The organism is Lactiplantibacillus nangangensis, assembly GCF_005405065.1.
In the GTDB taxonomy this organism is placed as follows: domain Bacteria; phylum Bacillota; class Bacilli; order Lactobacillales; family Lactobacillaceae; genus Lactiplantibacillus; species Lactiplantibacillus nangangensis.
In genome coordinates, this window is sequence record NZ_BJDI01000016.1 from 1 (window position 1) to 20,207 (window position 20,207).

Here is a 20,207-nt window from a genome sequence, read left to right on the forward strand (position 1 = left end):
CTCTTCACAGTATACGAAAAAATCCGCTGCCAGTAATCAAGTTTTTGATTACCAACAACAGATATTTTAGAACCGATTTTCATCCGATATTTGGGGTTTTTACTAATTGTTATCGCTTTGTTTACGTTTAATTAGAGTTATTGAGATCCAAGTGGCACTGCCAAGACATATGGCTAGTAATATAAGCCACCAGCGGCTAAAAATCCAATCAATGACATAAATTATGACCATGAACCCGAGTAGCAGCCATAGCCACTTGGTAAAGAATTTATAACCTAACCACAGTAATAATAAGATGACTAATAGTGTTATCAAGAAAATACTCCCAACTTTGAATTATGATAGATGAGTTAATTTTGTTGGTATCAGTCAGAGAGAACGTGGTACGTGCCCATATAGATTGGTATGATTGGTGTATCGGTTAATTTAGCTGGTGTTAGCGTACGAATATGTTCATTTGTTCGTTGATAGGAGCTATCAAGATAGTATTCAGTGGCACTAGTAAATAGTGATTTGGGATCGTTTTTCCCTTTTTTTTGCAGTTCTTCAAAGTTTAACTTGTCTAGATTTTCTTTAGAGTAATAGATAGCATAGGATAGCAATTCCTTACTTTTGCCGTTTCGAACGTACTTATCAGTTTGTAATAGTGTTATGCCTTTATGAGCCATTGGTGATTTTGCGGTAGTTTTTAGTATTTTGATTAAACTTACTTCATTATCATTATTGGAGCCCTTTAGCTGATAGTCCTTTAATTCGATGTTCAAGATATCCTTAGTTGTTGTTACTTTCTTAAAATGGTTCTTTTGGGGCATGACCTGTTTTAAATATTGCGTGGTTTTTTCTAGGCTGGTTGTCTCCGTGACCTTTAAAGCCTGTTTTTGTTCAGTATCAGATCTTGTTGAGAGTAAACTGGCGGTATCACAGGCTGTCAATAATAGTCCCAGTGCTACTGTCATTCCCAGAATGGCAGCTTTTTTCATAAATAATTCCTCCAAATAACTAATTTTGCCCGGCCGGAACAATTAGTTAAATCTAACATGCAGTTGGTTGGTTAACTATCCATTTTTGGTAAAAATGTTGTAAACGTTAAGTGTTGAGTCAGACAATGAGTCATTATTACTTATGTGAAACTAATGTTTACAAAAGGCTGAATTTGTCTTTTCAGATGCGTATTGCATCGGTTAAGCTTATGAGGTTTCAGCGTACCCCAAAGTAACGTATAATTTAAGCCATAATAAGATTTATACAGGAGGCAGTTTTAATGCAGGTAGTGGGACAATTTATTGCCACAGTGGGCTGGCTAGGCTTAGCACTCATTGTCAGCGAGCTAGGTGCCACCTTAATTTATGAGCTCGGACAGTGGGTCAGCTTCCGCTTGATTAGTGCCCGGGTGGTCCAGTGGGCCGGCTTTCGATATCAGCTGACGAAACGCGATGGCCATTGGCGTTTTAGCCATCCGTTGACCAGTTATCCACATCTCGTGGCGATGCCGCCGGCGGATGCACACAAGTTTAATCATGCGGTCTATTGTTTCGGTGGTGGGCTTTTCAGCTTGATTACGGTCGTGCTGAGTTTGGTGACGTTGGGCCAATTTACGCTCAGCTTCAACCTCTGGCTGTTGGCGTTCATTATTTGGATCTGGGCGAATACGTTGAAAATTGGGCAATTGTTGCCGATGAACCTGCATGGTCGACCAACGGCAGCGAAAGATTTCCAGACGGCCCGTGAATCGGATGCGGCCATGACGGCGGCATATGTCACGGCTGTCGCCACGGCCCTGAAAGCTCAAACTGGCAGTGTGGGCGCATTAGACGCGGCGATGATCGTCATGCCTCGGGGTGGCGGTAATCAGAATTATTTTGTGGTTCGCCAAGCTTACCTGACATTGGCTTGGGGGTTGCAACACGGCTTCGGTACACCGGATTTACTGGCGGGGTTGGCTCGGTTGGAACCCAGCTTTAATACGTTACCCCCAGCTGATTTGGCAACCTATCTAGACGCCACGCTCTATTGGAACTTATTAGCGAATCGAACTGAGCCACAGATCATCGGTTGGTATCAAGATACGGGCGTTCAACAAGTGTTGCAACGCTACGAACCGTTGGCTAACTATAAACTCCAAGCTGTCTATAATTGGCGCGTGGCGCAGCAACCAGCATTAGCTTTAACGCAAATTTCCCGCGGCTTGAAGTTGGCGAAACGGAGTCGTGACGTGACCGAAGTTGAGTGGCTCCAAGCGCTCAAAGTCATGATTGAAACTGCTTAGGTTCTGGTAAAGATTGGTCGGTAAGGCGTTTATGACAAAGTGGTCGTGCTAAGCTGAAAGTAGCTTAATTGAGAAGGGTGAAAAAAGTGAAGCAGCGGATACAACAACATTGGGGTTTGTGGCTGACGCTCATCGTGATTGTCATCGGTCTAGTGGGGGTCGGTTTAACGCGGGTCAATGCTGGGCTTTATCGGCAGACCGTGGCTCAGGTGACTAAAGTTCAGGCTATCGATCACAATGCCACGACGGATGAATTTAATAACAAAGATGTGACTAATACCCAGTGGGTCACGGTGAAAGTCTTAAATAAGCAACACAAGGGACGTACCTATCGCCTAAAAAATACGTACACCAAGTCGCAGGCGATGGATCAAGATTATCGTGTCGGCAATCAGGTCTTTTTACGGATTCCAAGTCAAAAAAAGGCGGCTATCACGATTCAAGGCTTGAAGCGGGATACGACACTAGCTTTCGTAGCTTGGCTGACGCTAGCTTTGCTACTGCTGATCATGCGGTTCAGTGGCTTGATGGCGTTGCTGAGTGTGACCCTCAACGCGGTGCTCTTCTATGCGGCGATTCAGATTGATCTCGCGACCAATGGGGGCCATCTCTACACCCTTTTTGGCGTACTAGCCGTTATTTTCGCAGTACTGACGCTGTGGCTAGTGCTGGGATTCTCGCGAAAAATGTTAGTCACGTTAGGCGCAACGATTGCCGGAACTGGGATTGCGGTCATTATTAGTTTGATTGTCTTTGCGGTCACCCATGAACGCGGCGTCACGTATGAAGCCATGCAGTATGTCACGCAAGTTCCTAAGCCATTATTCTTAGTCGAGACGATTTTAGGTTCACTCGGCGCGGTCATGGACGAGTCAACCGATATTGTGGCGTCACTCTTCCAGTTACAAGAAGAACGGCCGGATATTACGGCGAGTCAAGTCTTTAAGTCGGGTCTGCAAATTGGACATTCCATCATGGGACCGCTGATTAATGTCTTATTCCTTATTTTTATGGCCGACACCTTCTCGATGACCTTGCTTTATTTGAGAAATGGCAATAATTGGGGTTATACCTTTACGATGAACATGTCATTAGGGATGGTGCAAAGCTTGATTTCTGGGATTGGCATTGTCTTGGCGATTCCGGTTGCCAGTTGGTTAGCGAGTCAGTTAATGCCGAAGGGGGCGCGTCACGCATGAGTACGATTACCGTTTTAGGCTTAGTTTTATTTGCGTTGATGACGCTGATTGGTGGCAAAACCGGTGCGACTGCCTTTTTGAGCTTGATTTTTAATTTTGGCTTGTTATTTTTGGCGATTGTGCTGATTTCGTGGGGATTCCCAGCCATGGGTGTCTCGTTAGTCGTTGGGACGGTGATTCTGGCCTTCACGATTTTCTTTGGTGAAGACAATGAATTAGCCGCGAAAACGGCGTATATTGCGTCGTTGATCATTATGGTCGCGTTGATTTTACTGATTTTTCCGGTGGAGCATTGGGTCATGGCGCAAGGTTTCAGCTTGGAAGACAGTGAAGACTTGGAAGGCATGTCGCTCACAATTGGCGTCTCGTTTGTGGGGGTGGCCGTGACTGAAGCGATTTTGAGCACGTTGGGTGCGATTGCTGAAGCTAGCATTGCGATTGCGGCGGGACTTAGTGAGATTATTGAGCAACATCCGCACGTCGCGACCAAACGACTTTACATTGACGGCATCAGTATTGGCAAGCAGATTATTGGGACTACGTTCAACACGTTATTCTTTGGTTTTTTTGGTGGCTTCTTGGCGTTATTTATTTGGTTTTCGGGCCTACACTATTCATTTGGGAGCGTCATCAATAATAAAATATTCGTTGGTGAAGTATTAATGATTTTGTTTGCCTTGATTGGGGTTATTTTAGCGGTTCCAATTACAACTTGGGTCATGACACTTGAACACCGCCGCGCGGCTAAGCTGAAAGATTGACGTCAGGTCGGTCAATCTGGTAGGGTGAAGTGAAACGTTGTTGTAGGAGGAAACTATGCAAATTAGAAAAGCGCAACCACAAGATAGTGCGCAAATTGCGCCATTGATTGCGATGATTTATCGTGATATGGAAATGCCAGTGTTGAAAAATGTCAGCGAGGCTGATTTATTGGCGATGCTGACCAAGTTGTACGCCATGCCTGAAAATATTGACGGGCTTGCGCAGACGTTTGTCGCTGCCGATGGTCAGCACGTACTCGGTGTGGCGTTCGGTCACCCGGCGGAAAATGAAGTCGCTGTGAACCAGATTTTGGCGCGCGTCTCAGCCGCACAGTCTGGGTTTGATGGCCCGCTGGAACTTGGTGGGGAAGCTCGACCAGGTGAATGGTACCTGAGCATGCTAGCGGTCGACCCGCAAACCCAAGGTCACGGTGTCGGCAGTCAGTTATTGACGGCGTTACCAAAGCTAGTCGCTGATTTGGGTGAAACCAAGTTAAGCTTAAACGTGGATGATGGTAATCCACGGGCCGCAAAGTTGTATCATCGCCAAGGTTTCACGGTCGATGGTAAATTGATGATTGGCGTTCACCCTTATGAACATATGATCAAAAAAATATAAGTTAGTTAATCAGTCTGGGACCGTTAGTCAGTTCTCAGGCTTTTTTTATGGTGATGAGACGGGTAAACTAGACCTTAAGACTAAGATGTTAGGGAGGAATTTTGGGATGCAACTATATTTTGTCCGGCATGGTCAGACGCAGTTTAATGTGGAGCAACGGTTTCAAGGTGGGTCAGCGGATTCACCGTTAGTTGAGGCCGGCATCAACGGAGCGAAAGCGGCTGGCAACTATTTGAGCCAGATTCAATTTGCCAAAGTCTACAGCAGTCCACAGGGGCGTGCGTTAGATACGGCGAAGCTGATCACCGCTGAAAATCGTTGGCAACCGGCAATCACTGTCGAGCCGCGCTTTAGTGAGTTTGACTTTGGCAGCTGGGATGGTCAATTGGAAAAGGATGTTGAGCCCAAGGACCAGCTTGAAAAGGTGATTAATCAACCAGCAGCTTATCAACCAGAGTTGGCTAATGGCGGGGAAACGTATCCTGAATTTATGGCGCGAACCACGGCGGCGGTGCATGCGGCGGTTGCTAAGGCTGGTGTGGACAATCCACTTCCTGTTTTGATTGTGTCACATGGCCTAGTGACGACCATGACGATCAAAACGTTAATGGGTGTGCCAATTTCTGGGTTGCGCGATCCATTTGTCATCGACGGGAAGACGTTACACACAATTGGGCACGGAATTGTGGATAACGATAGTTTAACGATCGTTGAAACGACTGACAATCAAAACTTTAAGTTGAAGACTTGGAACGAGACGAGTTATTTGGCTAATTAAAGGCTGGTAATTTTAACCAGTTAATAGTTGATAATTGCCGCTTCCGGTTGTTGTTGATAACATGCGGCCGTGGGACCGGGGCAAGCCTGAGGAACGTCTTGCCCCTCGCCCGAAAGCTTTGCAAAACCCGCAAATCTCTCGGCCGGTCCGTGGTGTAAGACCGGAAATTCGCCGGTCAAACGCCACCCACACGGCCGATGCTATCAACAACAACCTCCAGCTAGTTAACTGCTTTGAGTGATTAGTTAATTGGACGGAGCAATGAGCCGTACGAGGCAATTCTGGGTATAACCAACGCTGGCGTTACTGGATTTCACGGCAGTTTTGACACTTTTGGTCTTTAGTTACCAGTTATAAAGTAAAAAATAACACAAGAGGGTTTCAGAAATCAGTTTTAAGATTTCTGAAACCCTCTTTGATTGTCTAAGTTTGTTACAGTTTAAAGTAGGCTGACGAGACTTTCGGTCATTAAATCAGCGACATCTCGTGCTTGCCAGAAGCGGTCAATCAGTGGTGCAAAGGCGTGATTCTGACCTTGATATTGAACAAAGGTCGTTTCAACGCCAGCATTGGCTAAGCGTTCGGCGTATTCCCAAGCTTGCAGACGGAACGGATCGAATTCACCCATCATGATCATTGTCGCTGGTGAGTGTGCCAGGTCGAGTTGATTGATTGGCGAAACTAATGCCGAGGCAGCCTCAACGTTGGCTGGCAGATAATAATCAGTCATGATCGTATCAATTTGCCGGAACAAGTCGTGGTAATGTGCAAAACGGTTTCGCTGACTTGGAATAATTGGAAATTGGCTGACATCCCAAAGCGGGCCTTGGTGGTCAGCACCTGGTGCGGTGACTGGGTATAACAATAATTGTTGATTAATTTGATTGCCACCTAGTTGACGGTTTAAACTTGCCACGGCCAAAGCAATATTGGCGCCCGCCGAATCCCCGGCAATCGCGATTTTAGTGTCTGGCCGAGTTTCGTGCAAGTACTGGATAACGGCTAAGCCATCTAGCATACCAGCAGGGGCTTTATGTTCTGGGGCGAGACCATAATCAACGTTGATGATTTCACAATGACTTTGGTCGGCAATCATTTTCAGGAGTACGGTATTGTTTTGAGGCTCACCACCGTAAAAGGCACCTCCATGGAAATAAACTAGCATTTGGTGCTTTAGGACGATTGCTGGGGTCAGCCATTCGATTGGGACGGCGCGGTTCTGACAATTTAGTAAGGTTTGTTCAACAGTTACGCGATCCCCAATAGGATCTTTAATCGGTGGGGTGAGGCTACCGTCCCGTAGCGCGGCCAGATTATTTTCTAAGTGGACTGGTTCGTCCAAATTAGTCATATTTTTCAAGACGGCGGGATCAAGTTGACCGCCAGAGACTTCGTCATTAAAAGGTTTAGTAACTTTATTAACACCGTTGATTTTTACGGGCTTTAGATTAGTCATGGGCATCATAATTAGGACCTACTTTCTTAAAGTGTTAACTGACGCGTACAGTTAGTTCTTAAGTCTTATTATAAGTAGGGGGGATATGAATTAATAAAATACTGAATAGTAACTTTAGTGAATAATCATATTGGTGGCTGCTTATTTGAGGGTGCCTCGGTTGCCGCCTGCCGGTCGGGACCTAAAACGCTGGAACGCCATGGGCCATTTTAAAGCCAAAGGGCGGTCTTTAAAACTGGCCTTTTCCTAAGTCCGGGAAGCCCACCCGCACTAAGGAAAATTTCATGGCTGAGCGTTTTAGGCCCCGACCTCTCGGCTAAATAGGATGCTGTTCTAGATAGCTAACGTGTATCTGGCAATGTTTTTGATACTGAAATAAATTGCTGTTGTTGACTACAAGTGCATCCTCAAGAAAATAAAAATCTGTAAAGTGTCATAGATTTAACTATGATGCTTTACAGATTTTTTACTAAGAGTTGAAAATATTAAGCCTGTTGAGAATTTAATAATACTGGTGTTGGTTATGTCCAAAACTGCCTTGCACCGCTCATCACGCTGTCAGTCTGAACAACAAACTAATCACTAAAAGCAGTTATTTAGCTGTAGGCTGTTGTTGAGTGCATCGGCCGTGTGGGTGGCGTTTGACCGGTGATTGTCCGGTCTTACACCACGGACCGGTCGGGAGATTTGCGGTTTGGGCAAAGCTTCCGGGCGAGGGTCAAGACGGTTGTCAGGCTTGGCCCGGTCCCACGGCCACATGTACTCAATAACAACCGGAAGTGGCACTATGCGACTAGCTTGCATAACGCGGCTCAGCAATTTTTAACCAAAAATTGAATTTAGTTCTTAAATGGTTGGTTTGAGGGCTAAGGCTTTAGCAGCTTCTTCACTGTCGTCAAAGTGATGCTTGGTCCGACCTAAAATCTGATAGTCCTCGTGACCTTTGCCGGCAATCAAGACGACGTCACCGGGCTGTGCTTGGGCAATCGCTTTAGCAATGGCTTCATGGCGGTCAACGTAAACTGGGACGTTAGCGTCGGGAACGCCGGCGACCATGTCTTGCAAGATGGCTTCAGGGTCTTCGGTCCGCGGATTGTCAGAAGTGAAGATTGGCTTCGTACTCCGTTGAACGGCAATCTTGGCCATCTTTGGCCGCTTACCTTTATCACGGTCACCACCACAGCCAACGACACAATAGATGTCCTTTTTGGCGAAGTCTTGAATGGTTTCCAAGGCATTGAGTAAGCCATCGGGAGTGTGGGAATAGTCCACAATCACGCTGACACCGGTATGGGATGGGACTGCTTGGAAACGACCCTTAACACCGGGAACTTTTTCGAGCGAGGCAATGATTTGGTCTTCTGGAATCCCACTTGCGTAAGCGGCGGCAAAGGCGGCCAACATATTGTAGACGTTGAATTGGCCAATCAGTTTCATAGTGACATGGGTCACGTGACCAAAGACGGACAAATCGAATTCGGTGCCGTGGCTTTGAATTTGGACATTTTGCGCGTTGATCATGGCGTCGGGTTTCAACCCAAAGGTCAACACATGTGCCGCTGTATATTGTTCAAATTCTTTGCCAACCGGATCGTCAGTGTTCAAAACGGCAACTTTTTCAGTGCCATCTGCACCATATTTATTCCCAAGTTGGGCGAATAACATCGCTTTGGCTTCGGCGTATTTCGCCATCGTTTTGTGGAAATCCAAGTGATCTTGCGTCAGATTAGTGAAGACGGCAATATCATAATCGATGCCCCAAACACGGCCGAGTACGAGGGCGATAGAAGAGACTTCCATGGCAACTGTGTCCACACCAGCATCCCGCATGGCCGCGAGTGTCCGTTGTGTCGTGATGGCGTCAGGCGTCGTGTTAGCGGTGGGGAGCTTCTTGTCTTTAATTTTACGATACATCGTCCCAATCAAACCGGTGGCTTGTTGTTGGTCACGATAGATTTGTTCGATCAAATGAGTCACGGTCGTTTTACCATTGGTCCCAGTAACGCCGATCATCCGCATCTTTTGGCTCGGTGCACCATAGAAAACGTCGGCCAAGATCGCCATTGCGCGTTCCGTATTTTGAACGTAAATCACGGGAACCGCGACGTTGATTGGTTTCTGGGCCACGATGATTTTGGCACCAGCCGCGACAGCTTGGTCGACCAAAGTATGACCATCCACGTGGTAGCCATCGACGGCTACAAACATGGCGCCGGATTTGATTTCGCGAGTATCCTGCGTCAGCATGGTCACGTCAAAATCACTGTCCAAAGCTGGTTGGACTTGTTTGAATTTTAAACTATTAATTAATTTGCTTGCTTTCATTAATTTAGACGTCCTTTTTTAATTAAAATAGACTACTTATCGGTTACTAGAATACCATGCGGCAGGCTAAAAAGTCGAGGTGCACCAGCCGCATCGTTAGTTGAACGAGCTGAATCTGATGGGATTCTGCGACGAAAAAACGCTAGACCCGAGTTCAGGTCTAGCGTTTTCGTGAACTTAAGCTTCGATGCCTAAAAATTCATCATGTAACGCGTTCATTGCGACTTTCAAATCAGCTTCTTTAACTAGGACCCAAATGGTGGTGTAGCTATCGGTTGATTGTAAAATGTCGATATGTTGCGCGCTTAAAGCGGTGACGATGCGAGCTGTCACACCGGGCGTCCCGGTGATCCCAGCGCCAACAACTGAAACCTTGGCACAGTTGCCAATCGCCTGGCAATGCACTTGAGCTTTAGCGAAGAGTTCTTGCGCAACTTTAGCATCGCCATTGACCAAATTAAAGACCACTTGGTGTTGGGTGATGTTGATAAAATCAACACTCAAGTTATGTTGTGCCATTAATTGGAAAATTTCACTGGAACTCATTTTATCGGTTGGTACTGTGAATTGCGTCAAATTGGTTTGATGCGCAACTCCAGTGACGGTGCGATAATGTTCGATTTGTGTTGTTGTGCGGTCGGTGACCAACGTGCCGAGTTCATCGGGGGCTTGATAAGTCGAGCGAATCCGCATCGGAACGTGCGCTTGTTCCGCAATTTCAACGGCGCGCGGGTGAATCACTTTAGCGCCTTCATGAGCCATGTTCGCTAACTCTTCGTAGCTGATAGCCTTAATAAAGCGTGCGTGGGTGACTAAACGGGGATCAGCTGTCATCATCCCGTTGACGTCTGTGAAAATATCGACGCGTTTGGCTTTCAAAGCCGCCCCCAAAATGGCAGCGGACGTATCAGAGCCACCCCGGCCAATCGTCGTAATGTGACCGTCTTTAGTGGCACCCTGAAAACCAGTGACCACTACGACGTCGGCATCAACAAATGCTTCTTGGATTGGCTTAGGGTCGACGCGCAAAATTTTAGCGTTTTGGAAATCGTCGTTAGTCACGATGCCAGCATCGTGACCAGTCATCGCAATCACGTTTAACCCTTGTTCACGGGCTAATTCGGTGAAAACGGCGGTCGAGATGGTTTCACCAACGGAGACTAACATGTCGAGTTCGCGATTGGTTAAGCGGGAAGACTCACCGTGTACCAGACCGAGTAATGAATCGGTGGCGTAGGGCGCGCCTTTACGACCAATTGCGGAAACGACGACAATGACTTTATCGCCTTGGTCAACCGCGTATTGCACGTGGCGCAAGGCTTGCTTACGGGCGGTGTCGTCTTTGACTGACGTGCCACCGAACTTTTGTACAATAATTTCCATGAAAGTTTACGACTCCTCGATTTGACTCGCATGGGCGTTTGCCGTTGGACTATCCATTAAGTTGTCGCTTTCGACGTAGATCTTATGCCACATCATAAAGGTCAAGACAGTCCAGAGCTTCCGTGAGTTGTCACGCACGCCAGCTTTATGGTCATCCAATAGCTTCAAGAAATAGTTTTTATTAAAGTATTCATCGGTTTGAGAGTCATTGATGATTCGTTTAGCCCAATCATACATTTCGTCTTTTAACCAGAATCGAATTGGCACTGGGAAACCGAGCTTTTTACGATGCAAGACGTGTTCTGGTACGATGTCTTCCACGGCTTTCCGCAAGATATACTTAGTCGTGCCATGACTGATCCGTAAATCAGCCGGAATTTCAGCGGCCAAGTTGTAAACTTCACGGTCAACGAATGGTGTCCGTAGTTCGAGGCTTGACGCCATCGTAGTCCGGTCGGCGTTGTGCAACAAGTCGCCGTTCAACCAAGTGTGCATATCGATGAATTGCATCCGACTGATTGGATCATAGTCGACGGATTCATCGTAAAATGGTTGTGTGATTGATTGGAACGGATGATTGGCATTATAGTTCTTGATGAATTTCTTTTTCTCATCTTCGCCGAAAATGAAAGCATTGCCGACATAACGGTTTTCGAGTGGGGTGGTCCCACGCATTAAGAATGAGCGACCGCGCATCCCTTCAGGCATCATGAGCGCAATCTTCTTCAAAGCGCCGTTAATTGGTTTCGTGTAACGGAATGGTTTCAAAGATTCTGGTTCGTGATAGATCGTATAACCACCAAATAATTCGTCGGCACCTTCACCAGTCAAAGCAACCTTGACGTGCTTAACGGCTTCTTTGGCTAAGAAGTACTGCGGCACAGCGGCCGGATCAGCCAACGGATCATCCATACTCCAAACGAAGTGTGGGAAGGCCTTCATGAAGGCTTCTGGCGTGATGATGTTGCTGTAGTTTTTCACGTCGAGAATTTGAGCGGTTTCTTGGGCAACATCTAATTCACTGTAGCCTTCACGTTCGAAACCGACCGAGATCGTTTCAAGATGTGGATTATAGTTTTTGGCAATTGCTACTATAATAGAAGAATCGATCCCACCAGATAAGAATGACCCAACTGGCACATCAGAACGCATGTGGATTTTAACGGAATCGATCAAGGCATCCTTGATTTTTTGCGCATATTCATCCTCGGAGCGCTTGACTGGATGGAATTCACGGTGATAGTAGCGCGTGATTTGTGGTGCCGAGCCCAGTTTCTTAGTTAAGGAACAACCAGGAGCGAGCATTTTGATTTCTTTAGTTAACGTTTCTGGTTCTGGGACGAATTGGAACGTCATGTAGTCTTGCAAGGCATTTTGATCGAAAGTTTTGTCCTTCAAAATCTTGTAAATGGCTTTGCTTTCAGAAGCGTAGTAGAAATCACTACCTTGAACCGCATAGTAAAATGGCTTGATACCAAATTGATCACGAGCGGCAAATAACGTTTTTTCTTGTTTATCCCAAATGACAAATGCGAACATCCCACGGAAGTATTTGGTGCAATCTTCATGATATTTAGCATACATGCCTAAAATCACTTCAGAGTCAGAACTCGTTTTGAATTCATAACCTTCCGCTTTAAGTTGTTCACGTAATTCAATATAGTTATAAATTTCACCGTTGAAAGTCATCCAATAGCGTTCATTATCATAGGATAGTGGTTGATGACCACCCGCCAAGTCAATAATACTTAGGCGACGGAATCCCATTGTAATGTTGTCATCGGCAAAGTAACCATCATCATCGGGACCCCGATGGACAATCATCTTTGTCATTTCGTGGATGGTTTGATCGTAAGCTTCATTATCTGCTTTTTTCCGATCAGTTAAGCAACCAACAAAACCGCACATGTGTGTTCATCTCTCAATCTGTAAGTTTAAGTTTTTTAAGGCACTGAATGGTACTCAATGTTTTGTTGTTAATTTACCTGATTTTACCGCTTAAGTAAAGCAATCATAGGCATTGTAACGGATTCTTACCGAATTGCCATCATATTCTTGACAGGTTTTGGCCTGATTTCGATATTTAAAAAGTAATATTCGGTTTATACATATAACTAATGAGTACACTTGAACTATTATACTTGCTTTAAGCGCTAAGATAAAGATGATTAAGCGTTTCGTAGCGGTTACAAAGTAAAATAAATTTAATATAATTGACTTTTTGCTGTCACTGAAACGTGCTAGTAACCGTCCTAATATTACAAAATATTACAAAAAGAGCCATTTATTACAGAAAATGGGTGAATTAGTAATCTGCTTGCTATTGGTTTGTTACATCCAGTCCGTATACTTAGCTCCTGTTGTTAAGTCCGGTAACCACGTGGTACTGAACTTTAAGAAACTACCCAAAAAACACAGGAGTGAAACTATTTATATGAAGATCAAGAGTTTACTATTATCAACTGCAGCCGCGGCTAGTTTGTTTGTCCTCGGCACAACTGCTGCCAACGCCGACACCGTTACGGTCAAGGCTGGCGACACCGTTAGTGCATTGGCAGACACTTATAACACCACGATTTCAGCAATTGAAAAAGCTAACTCATTAGCTGACGTTAACTTAATTATCGTTGGCCAACAGTTGGAAGTAAATGGCACGACGACTCAAGCTGTCGCAACACCAGCTTCACAAGCACCGGCCCAATCACAGGCGCCTGCTTCACAAGCCCCAGCTCAGTCTCAAGCCCCTGTACAATCACAGACCCCAGTTCAATCTCAAGCACCTGCTCAATCACAAGCTGCTTCAGCAGCCCCAGCAGCAACGACGGCTAGTGCGCCAGTTCAATCACAAGCGCCAGCAGCCACGACCAATGATTCTGACAGTTCAGCTAAAGCTTGGATCGCCAACAAGGAATCAGGCGGTTCATACTCAGCTACCAATGGTCGTTATATTGGTAAGTATCAATTAGACTCATCATATTTAAATGGTGACTATTCAGCGGCTAACCAAGAACGAGTTGCCAACAACTATGTTTCATCACGTTATGGTTCATGGGCAGCAGCACAATCATTCTGGCAAGCAAACGGCTGGTACTAAACTCAGCTTAAATTTAGATTAAATCAAAAGGAGCACCATCACCCATTTTGTGGGCTGATGGTGCTCCTTTTTTTTAGGTTAGCGCTGGATAGGGATCCGGCAAGCCATTGGCGATCTTTTCAGCTTTCGCGTATCGTCTTTCGGCGGTGATGACTTGTTGGGCGTTGGGGGCATTGTAAATATTGAGCTTGAAGTCAATTTCTTTTAAATTCGCCATGATTTTTTGTTGTGCTGCCAAGATGGCCTCACGATGGGCGCTTAATAAAGCTTGTCGTGCGGGAATAGTACTTGGACCCGCCATGACAGCGTCGATATAGTGACGGATGTCAGCGATTTTCATCCCGGTATTTTTTAAACAAGTGATGGTATGCAAGAGTTGTAAGTCGGCATCGGTAAATTCACGGTAGCCGGCGTGATTCCGACTGACGAAGGGTAATAGTCCTTGTTTGTCGTAAAAACGTAAGGTATAGATGGATAAATGTGTCTTTTCAGCGACGGCTTTAATCGTATAAGTCAAAAATGTCTCCTCCTACGCTTGCCCTAGAGTATTGTCTAGGGCTTATGATGAGTCCAGTTTAAAAGACATCAGTCAAAAATACAAGCAAACGGGAGTTAATTAAAATGAAGCAAAAGGTCTTAGTTACAGGTGGAAATGGTTTTTTAGCGCTATGGGTGATCAAGGATTTATTAGCAGCTGGTTACGCGGTTCGAGCAACGTTACGGTCATTAGCTAAGGTGACTCAGGTTAAGACTGCGCTTCGGCAACAAGGTGTTTCGGTAGCCAATTTGAGCTTTATTGCGGCGGATTTGACTCGTGATGACGGTTGGGATGCGGCGATGGCAGATATTGAAACGGTGATGAGCGTGGCAGCGCCAGTTTTTGTTAATAGTGAGGCTGTTCCAACACAAGTCGTCCAAACAGCTAAAACTGGCACACTGCGCGTGTTGAAGGCCGCAACGCGAGCCGGTGTCAAGCGCGTAATCATGACGGCCAATTTGGGCGCGGTCGGTTTCAGCCGTTTGGATCAGCATGGCAAGGTCACCGAACAAGATTGGACAGATCCTGATCAACCAGGGTTATCGTTGTATGAAAAGTCGAAGTTATTGGCAGAGCAAGCTGCTTGGGCCTACGTTAAAGCGACATCGGCCGCGCCTGAGTTAGTCACAATCAATGCTGGTGCGATGTTAGGGTCAGCACTAGATCAACATGTCTCCGGTAGTTTTGGGTTAGTCAAACGTTTGTTGACTGGACAGCCAACACCTAATTTTAAGGTCAACGTGGTCGATGTGCGTGATGTCGCAGCCATGCACGTGTTAGCAATGACCACGCCTAACGCAGCTGGTCAACGGTTTCTGGCAGTGGCGGATGGCCCAATAACTGCTAAAGAGATTCGGACGTTAATTAAGACACAACGACCGGCTCAAGCGACGAAATTGCCCAAAGCATTACTCCCAACTTGGTTAGTGCGGGGATTAGCCCCATTTATCCAACCGGTGAAAGAAGTCAATTTGATGATGCGGGTGAACCACCAAGTTAGTAATCGCAAGGCCCGGACAATTCTGGGCTGGCAACCGATGAGCTCAGCCGAGCAAGCCGTTTTAGCGGCGGTGGATTCGTTGACGACCAAATAACAGCAAAAAGGACTGTGGCAATTGTCACAGTCCTTTTGCTGATTTTAGCCCCAACCGACTAAACGGAGCAGTGCCATGGCAATGACACCCGTGATGACGACGGCCAGCAAGCTTTTGGTTAATACGCCGGCAAGAATTGCTGGGATTGAAGCGGTGATGTTTTCGAGATTAAAACCGGGCCATTGCCCAGCGTGATAAGTGAGTAAACTTTCGACGAAGATGGCGGTCATAATGGCGACCGGTACAAATGATAGAAAGTTGATCAGCCATTTAGGCACAGTCAAGTTTTTAATGACCGCGAAAGGGACGACCCGGGAAAGCCAAGTGACTAGCCCGCACAGTAAAATGGTGACGAGCACGTATTTAGTCATGGGGACTCACCGCCATTCCAAAGCCACAGCCCAGCAACGTGGCAATCAATAACGCAATATTACCGGGGAAGAACCGCATTAAGAAAAACATGGCGATGGCTACAAATAAGACCACTAATAATTGTGTTTTTAAGGTTTTACTGCGATCCGTGATAATTTGTAAGTAGAGCAAGCCAATAAACATGCCAACGACCGCAAAGTCTAAGCCAAATTGGTTGGGATCGGCAATTAAGTTGCCTAATAAACAGCCAACTACTGTTGCGGCTGCCCAAACTAAATACGCCAGAATATTGGCGGCATGCAACCAGCGTGGTCGTAATTGGTGATCAGTTCGATTGATTTTGTTCATGCTGAGCGCAAACGTTTCATCGGTCAGTAGGGACCCTAATGCAATATTTTGTAAAAGGGAATCTTTTTTGAAGTACTGTGCGATTGACATACTCATCAAGATCATCCGTGAGTTAATGAGAAAAGTTGAGAGGACGATGGCAGAAATTGGGCTACCCGCGAGTAGCATGCTGATGATAATAAACTGCGCTGAACCTGCATAAACAATCAATGACATGAGTAAAACGGCCAGAACTGATAAGTGACTCGTATTGGCGACAATGCCCATGGCTAGGCCAACACCAATGTAGCCAAATAACGTTGGGACAACGTCTTTAAACCCACTTTTAAAGGTTAACTCTGCATTCATATGTATTTGGAAGCCTCCTTGACTAGTCAAAAAAATGACGTGATTCTAGTTTACACTTTTTGGTGAAAATAATGAAGAATTTTATCATGCCATTTTAATGTGCTGGTCACGAAATTATTACTTGCATTTGCTGGTGGCTGGGCGTAACATAAGCACATTGATTTTTTGAAAGGACAAATGGTGAGAGAAAATGACTCTGGAACAATTAGCAGCCCGTAGCGGGGTCGCTGCTGATAAAATCGCCGCTTACACGCAAGCTGGTTTATTGCCATGTAAGGATGCACATGCAACGTTTAGTGCCGACGATCAATATTGGCTAGATATGGTCAATTGCTTCTTAGAAAATGGCTCATCCGTTGAGGACTTAAAAGATTTGATGCCACTATGTGAACAGTGTGCCACCAATTAGCCCTAAATCAGGATACTGCAATCGTGCAAACGAGTTTGATGAAAATCAAGCTCGTTTTTTGTTCACCCGGGAAATAATTGCCGCTACCAATGAAAAACTTTTTTTGCGATAATTAAACAAAAGGGTTGCTTATGACGCCACGTCATCCCGTATAACTAGTGTTGGAGGTGAGATCTATGTCACAATACACGACCGGTGAGTTAGCTAAATTAGCGCAAGTTTCAGTACGGACGATCCAATATTATGATCAACGTCAGTTATTAATGCCCAGTGCCAAGTCTGAGGGTGGGCGACGCTTGTATAGTGTGGCCGATTTGAATCGCTTGAAGTTGATTTTATTGCTGAAGCAGTTAGGGCTTTCTTTGAAGTCGATTCAAGCGGTGTTGGCTAGTCCAGAAGCGCCGAAAGTCTTAAGACTCTTATTAGTTGAGCAAGCCAATGTCCTACAGAAGCAAGTTGATACGACGCAACAACAATTAAGTCAAATTGAACAGTTGCAACGGGGCTTGACTGATTTAACGAACTTACCGATAAATTCAATTACCGACATAGATCAATTAATGACAAATCAACAAGGGTTATCGCGGATTCATCGACAATTGCTACTTTGGAGCATCGGCATCGATGTGATTGAGATTGGAACGCTTACTTGGGGAATCGTGAACGGTCAATGGTGGCCATTTATCATCGGTCTGGCTATCGTTGTGCTTGGTGTGGCTTGGTTAACCCATCACTATTTTCAAACGGTCAATTATGTTTGTCCAAACTGTCAAACCAGCTTTGTCCCACACTATTGGCAGGCTGTGTTTGCGCGACATACGCCTAAAACGCGCAAGCTAACTTGTCCACAGTGTCACGGTCGCTATTTCTGTGTCGAACATTATGGTCGCTAATTAAAAAATGCCACCGCATTAGTCGTTGATGAACTAACGTGGTGGCATTTTTGAGTCCTTCAAGTGAAGACTTATTTAGCTTGTTTAACGGTTTTGATCATGCTTTGCATGGCGCTAGCTTGATATTGCGCTGCAGCTTGTTTTTCGAGTTGGGCTAACTGGGCTTGAGTCATGCTTGGATTCTTCATCATAGCGGCCTTGACCGTATTTTGAACATAAGCCTTGGCACGAGCCTTTAAAGTTGCCGACTGTTGCTTAGCAAGCTTGTTAAGTTGTTTGGCTTGCGCCGTGCTGAGCACGACCCAAGTCTTCTTAACATAGAATGTATTGGTCCGTTTAATCAATTGCTTGTCATTGTTGGCGATACCAAACCAGAACTTGGCTGTCCCACTCTGATACGTCCAGCGGGTAGTCTTCGTGACCAGCTTGGTTGAACCAGTCGTCGTTTTGACTTGGTTAGCCGTTTTGACGCTGGCAGTTGTGGTACTAGGCTTCTTTTGATCAGCGGTGGTCTTATAAATGTAGACGCGATGCTGGTCAGCGGTCCCAACGGATTGATACAAGAGCATGTCGAGTTGCGAGGACCCCGCCGACTTCAACGCGACAGTTTTAGTTGTGGTTACTTTTTGCATGCCAAAGTGTTGGCTGTCATTCATGACAATGAGCGCTAATGACGCGATTAAAGCAATGCCAAACAAGCCAGTTAAGCTATATTTGACCCATGACCCTGACATGTAAACAGCGGTTAAAAACAAGGCGATGGCACTAATTATTAGTAAAACGATAGTCATTAGGCGTCAACCTCCTTTTTGGGTAATTTCGTTGAGTGCGTCTTGTCTTGCATGAAGAAGGCGACGATTAATCCAACGACACAGAAGGCGACAGCGACGTAAAATGCGGCATGGTAGCCGTTCAACGTGGCATTAAAATACTTATCTTGATAGGCTAAAGGATTGCTCTTGAGTAATGACTTAGCAGGAGCTTGCGAAGTAGTGACGTTTGATAACACAGAGGTCAAAATCGCAGTTCCAATTGAACTGGCAATTTGACGAACCGTATTGTTGACCGCGGTCCCATGACCCATCATATCTAGTGGTAAAGCATTCATCCCAGCGGTTGTTGCTGGCATCATAACCATCGAAATCCCGAACATCCGGATGGCGTATAAGACGACGATGTAGATGGTTGGTGTAGTACGAGTGATGAACATGAACGGCACGGTCCCGGCAGTTAGGAGAAACATACCTAAAATTGCTAAACGCTTTGCCCCAAAGCGGTCAAAGGCTTGTCCGGTAATTGGGCTCATGATCCCCATCATCAAAGCTCCAGCTAACAATGTTAAGCCAGAATTAAAGGCTGAGAAGCCATGAATAATTTGTAAGTAGAGCGGAATAACCATTTCGGCGCCGACCATGGCCATGTTAGTCACGGAGCTCAGTACGGCGGCGATGGTAAAGCGAACATGCTTGAAGACGCGGAAATCCAAGAAAGGTTTTTCCATGGTTAATTGACGCCAAACGAATAAAATGATCCCGATGACCCCAATGGCTAACATGACTAAGACTTTGGTTGATGTCCAGCCATCATCACCGACAGATGAGAAGCCATAAAGTAAGCTCCCAAAGCCTAAAGTTGATAAGGCCAAGGAAAGAAAGTCGAGTTTAGGCTTCGACGTTTCCAAAACGTCCGCCATAAAGAAGAAACCTGCAATTAACACGACGGCGACGATTGGAATGATCATCCCAAACAAATCACGCCAGCTCATGTTATCGATGACCCAGCCGGAAAGGGTCGGGCCAATTGCCGGCGCTAGGCCGATAACGATTCCGGCCATCCCCATGGCAGCCCCACGTTTATCAGCGGGAAAAATTGTTAACATAATCGTTTGTAACAGTGGCATCGTGACCCCGACGCCGACCGCTTGAATCAGGCGGCCTGTCAGTAATAATTGAAAATTAGGCGCTGTAAAACAAATAATGGTCCCAATTTCAAAAATAGTCATGGCAGATAGGTATAACCACTTGGTACTAAAACGGGTACTTAACCAAGCACTTACTGGAATCATGATCCCATTGACCAACAAAAAGCCGGTCGTTAACCATTGTACAGTTGAAGTTGTAATCGTGAAGGCCTTCATCAAAGTTGGAAAGGCGGTCGTTAAAATCGTTTGATTCAGGACGGTACAGAACGTCCCAATGAGTAAAATGGCAATTAGTAAGCCACGTTTGTATGGTTTACCATTGGTATCTAAAGCAGTTGACAAGTGAACCCCTTCTCTCTAAAAAAACTACGCTGTCTAATATAATCGGATTTTATACTTTTGT

The 20,207-nt window shown here is 45.7% G+C and carries 19 protein-coding genes; 9 read left to right on the forward strand and 10 right to left on the reverse strand.

All coding sequences use genetic code 11. The annotated features are described in order from the left end of the window. Positions 1–365 precede the first annotated feature (365 nt). Positions 366–980: a hypothetical protein gene (locus tag FFM70_RS11745; protein WP_137617052.1), complete on the reverse strand. Its 615-nt coding sequence runs from the start codon at positions 978–980 to the stop codon at positions 366–368. A 281-nt stretch (positions 981–1,261) separates the two neighbouring features. Here FFM70_RS11745 and FFM70_RS11750 point away from each other — a divergent pair, with 281 nt between their 5' ends. The 5 genes from FFM70_RS11750 to FFM70_RS11770 all read left to right on the forward strand — a co-directional run bounded on the left by FFM70_RS11750 (position 1,262) and on the right by FFM70_RS11770 (position 5,623). After that, positions 1,262–2,266, forward strand: a complete 1,005-nt coding sequence (locus FFM70_RS11750; protein WP_137617053.1) for a hypothetical protein — start codon at positions 1,262–1,264, stop codon at positions 2,264–2,266. Between the two features lie 68 nt (positions 2,267–2,334). Continuing rightward, complete coding sequence (locus FFM70_RS11755; protein WP_137617054.1) at positions 2,335–3,465, forward strand: YibE/F family protein; 1,131 nt, start codon at positions 2,335–2,337, stop codon at positions 3,463–3,465. After that, entirely contained in the window at positions 3,462–4,226 is a 765-nt protein-coding gene (locus tag FFM70_RS11760; protein ID WP_137617055.1) for a YibE/F family protein, read from the forward strand. The genes FFM70_RS11755 and FFM70_RS11760 overlap by 4 nt, the downstream gene beginning before the upstream one ends. Before the next feature lie 55 nt (positions 4,227–4,281). Beyond that, positions 4,282–4,845 (forward strand): GNAT family N-acetyltransferase, encoded by a 564-nt coding sequence (locus FFM70_RS11765; protein WP_137617056.1) that lies wholly within the window; start codon positions 4,282–4,284, stop codon positions 4,843–4,845. A gap of 106 nt (positions 4,846–4,951) precedes the next feature. Beyond that, a complete protein-coding gene (locus FFM70_RS11770) occupies positions 4,952–5,623 on the forward strand; it encodes a histidine phosphatase family protein (protein WP_137617057.1) in 672 nt (223 codons plus the stop codon). Positions 5,624–6,062: 439 nt separating this feature from the next. Here the strand turns inward: FFM70_RS11770 and FFM70_RS11775 are convergent, their stop codons facing one another. The 4 genes from FFM70_RS11775 to asnB form a co-directional block, all read right to left on the reverse strand. After that, complete coding sequence (locus FFM70_RS11775) at positions 6,063–7,088, reverse strand: alpha/beta hydrolase (RefSeq protein WP_223877492.1); 1,026 nt, start codon at positions 7,086–7,088, stop codon at positions 6,063–6,065. A gap of 837 nt (positions 7,089–7,925) precedes the next feature. Continuing rightward, positions 7,926–9,404 carry a UDP-N-acetylmuramoyl-L-alanyl-D-glutamate--2,6-diaminopimelate ligase gene (locus FFM70_RS11780; protein ID WP_137617058.1) on the reverse strand — a complete coding sequence of 493 codons (1,479 nt, stop codon included), beginning with the start codon at positions 9,402–9,404 and terminating at the stop codon, positions 7,926–7,928. Between the two features lie 177 nt (positions 9,405–9,581). Continuing rightward, positions 9,582–10,787: an aspartate kinase gene (gene dapG, locus FFM70_RS11785; protein WP_137617059.1), complete on the reverse strand. Its 1,206-nt coding sequence runs from the start codon at positions 10,785–10,787 to the stop codon at positions 9,582–9,584. 6 nt (positions 10,788–10,793) lie between these two features. Continuing rightward, positions 10,794–12,695, reverse strand: coding sequence for an asparagine synthase (glutamine-hydrolyzing) (asnB, locus tag FFM70_RS11790; protein WP_137617060.1), 1,902 nt, complete (start codon positions 12,693–12,695; stop codon positions 10,794–10,796). Positions 12,696–13,221: 526 nt separating this feature from the next. On the opposite strand from asnB, the gene apf reads away from it, so the two are divergent. Then, a complete protein-coding gene (gene apf / locus FFM70_RS11795; protein ID WP_137617061.1) occupies positions 13,222–13,881 on the forward strand; it encodes an aggregation-promoting factor in 660 nt (219 codons plus the stop codon). Positions 13,882–13,954: 73 nt separating this feature from the next. On the opposite strand, the gene FFM70_RS11800 is transcribed toward apf, so the two are convergent. Beyond that, entirely contained in the window at positions 13,955–14,398 is a 444-nt protein-coding gene (locus FFM70_RS11800; protein WP_137617062.1) for a MerR family transcriptional regulator, read from the reverse strand. Between the two features lie 104 nt (positions 14,399–14,502). Here FFM70_RS11800 and FFM70_RS11805 point away from each other — a divergent pair, with 104 nt between their 5' ends. Beyond that, complete coding sequence (locus FFM70_RS11805; RefSeq protein ID WP_137617063.1) at positions 14,503–15,513, forward strand: NAD-dependent epimerase/dehydratase family protein; 1,011 nt, start codon at positions 14,503–14,505, stop codon at positions 15,511–15,513. Between the two features lie 44 nt (positions 15,514–15,557). Here FFM70_RS11805 and FFM70_RS11810 read toward each other — a convergent pair whose 3' ends face one another. Then, on the reverse strand, positions 15,558–15,884 hold the full coding sequence (locus FFM70_RS11810; RefSeq protein ID WP_137617064.1) for an AzlD domain-containing protein: 327 nt from the start codon (positions 15,882–15,884) through the stop codon (positions 15,558–15,560). Continuing rightward, complete coding sequence (locus FFM70_RS11815) at positions 15,877–16,581, reverse strand: AzlC family ABC transporter permease (protein ID WP_137617065.1); 705 nt, start codon at positions 16,579–16,581, stop codon at positions 15,877–15,879. Before FFM70_RS11815 ends, FFM70_RS11810 begins: the two co-directional genes overlap by 8 nt. A 190-nt stretch (positions 16,582–16,771) precedes the next feature. Between FFM70_RS11815 and FFM70_RS11820 the strand changes: the two genes are divergently transcribed. Together FFM70_RS11820 and FFM70_RS11825 are read left to right on the forward strand one after the other, a co-directional pair. After that, positions 16,772–16,990, forward strand: a complete 219-nt coding sequence (locus tag FFM70_RS11820; RefSeq protein ID WP_137617066.1) for a MerR family transcriptional regulator — start codon at positions 16,772–16,774, stop codon at positions 16,988–16,990. Positions 16,991–17,166: 176 nt separating this feature from the next. Further along, the gene (locus FFM70_RS11825) at positions 17,167–17,883 is read left to right on the forward strand and encodes a MerR family transcriptional regulator (RefSeq protein ID WP_137617067.1); all 717 of its coding nucleotides are present in this window, start codon (positions 17,167–17,169) and stop codon (positions 17,881–17,883) included. Positions 17,884–17,954: 71 nt separating this feature from the next. Here FFM70_RS11825 and FFM70_RS11830 read toward each other — a convergent pair whose 3' ends face one another. Further along, on the reverse strand, positions 17,955–18,674 hold the full coding sequence (locus FFM70_RS11830) for a DUF4811 domain-containing protein (RefSeq protein WP_137617068.1): 720 nt from the start codon (positions 18,672–18,674) through the stop codon (positions 17,955–17,957). After that, positions 18,674–20,146, reverse strand: a complete 1,473-nt coding sequence (locus FFM70_RS11835) for an MDR family MFS transporter (RefSeq protein ID WP_137617069.1) — start codon at positions 20,144–20,146, stop codon at positions 18,674–18,676. The genes FFM70_RS11830 and FFM70_RS11835 overlap by 1 nt, the downstream gene beginning before the upstream one ends. Between the last annotated feature and the right edge of the window lie 61 nt (positions 20,147–20,207).

Excerpts from the sequence above, each read along its gene's own strand:
- FFM70_RS11745 (WP_137617052.1), bottom strand. The coding sequence starts at position 980 with ATGAAAAAAGCTGCCATTCTGGGAATGACAGTAGCACTGGGACTATTA.
- FFM70_RS11750 (WP_137617053.1), top strand. The coding sequence starts at position 1,262 with ATGCAGGTAGTGGGACAATTTATTGCCACAGTGGGCTGGCTAGGCTTA.
- FFM70_RS11760 (WP_137617055.1), top strand. The coding sequence starts at position 3,462 with ATGAGTACGATTACCGTTTTAGGCTTAGTTTTATTTGCGTTGATGACG.
- FFM70_RS11765 (WP_137617056.1), top strand. The coding sequence starts at position 4,282 with ATGCAAATTAGAAAAGCGCAACCACAAGATAGTGCGCAAATTGCGCCA.
- FFM70_RS11770 (WP_137617057.1), top strand. The coding sequence starts at position 4,952 with ATGCAACTATATTTTGTCCGGCATGGTCAGACGCAGTTTAATGTGGAG.
- FFM70_RS11775 (WP_223877492.1), bottom strand. The coding sequence starts at position 7,088 with ATGATGCCCATGACTAATCTAAAGCCCGTAAAAATCAACGGTGTTAAT.
- FFM70_RS11780 (WP_137617058.1), bottom strand. The coding sequence starts at position 9,404 with ATGAAAGCAAGCAAATTAATTAATAGTTTAAAATTCAAACAAGTCCAA.
- dapG (WP_137617059.1), bottom strand. The coding sequence starts at position 10,787 with ATGGAAATTATTGTACAAAAGTTCGGTGGCACGTCAGTCAAAGACGAC.
- asnB (WP_137617060.1), bottom strand. The coding sequence starts at position 12,695 with ATGTGCGGTTTTGTTGGTTGCTTAACTGATCGGAAAAAAGCAGATAAT.
- apf (WP_137617061.1), top strand. The coding sequence starts at position 13,222 with ATGAAGATCAAGAGTTTACTATTATCAACTGCAGCCGCGGCTAGTTTG.
- FFM70_RS11805 (WP_137617063.1), top strand. The coding sequence starts at position 14,503 with ATGAAGCAAAAGGTCTTAGTTACAGGTGGAAATGGTTTTTTAGCGCTA.
- FFM70_RS11810 (WP_137617064.1), bottom strand. The coding sequence starts at position 15,884 with ATGACTAAATACGTGCTCGTCACCATTTTACTGTGCGGGCTAGTCACT.
- FFM70_RS11815 (WP_137617065.1), bottom strand. The coding sequence starts at position 16,581 with ATGAATGCAGAGTTAACCTTTAAAAGTGGGTTTAAAGACGTTGTCCCA.
- FFM70_RS11820 (WP_137617066.1), top strand. The coding sequence starts at position 16,772 with ATGACTCTGGAACAATTAGCAGCCCGTAGCGGGGTCGCTGCTGATAAA.
- FFM70_RS11825 (WP_137617067.1), top strand. The coding sequence starts at position 17,167 with ATGTCACAATACACGACCGGTGAGTTAGCTAAATTAGCGCAAGTTTCA.
- FFM70_RS11830 (WP_137617068.1), bottom strand. The coding sequence starts at position 18,674 with ATGACTATCGTTTTACTAATAATTAGTGCCATCGCCTTGTTTTTAACC.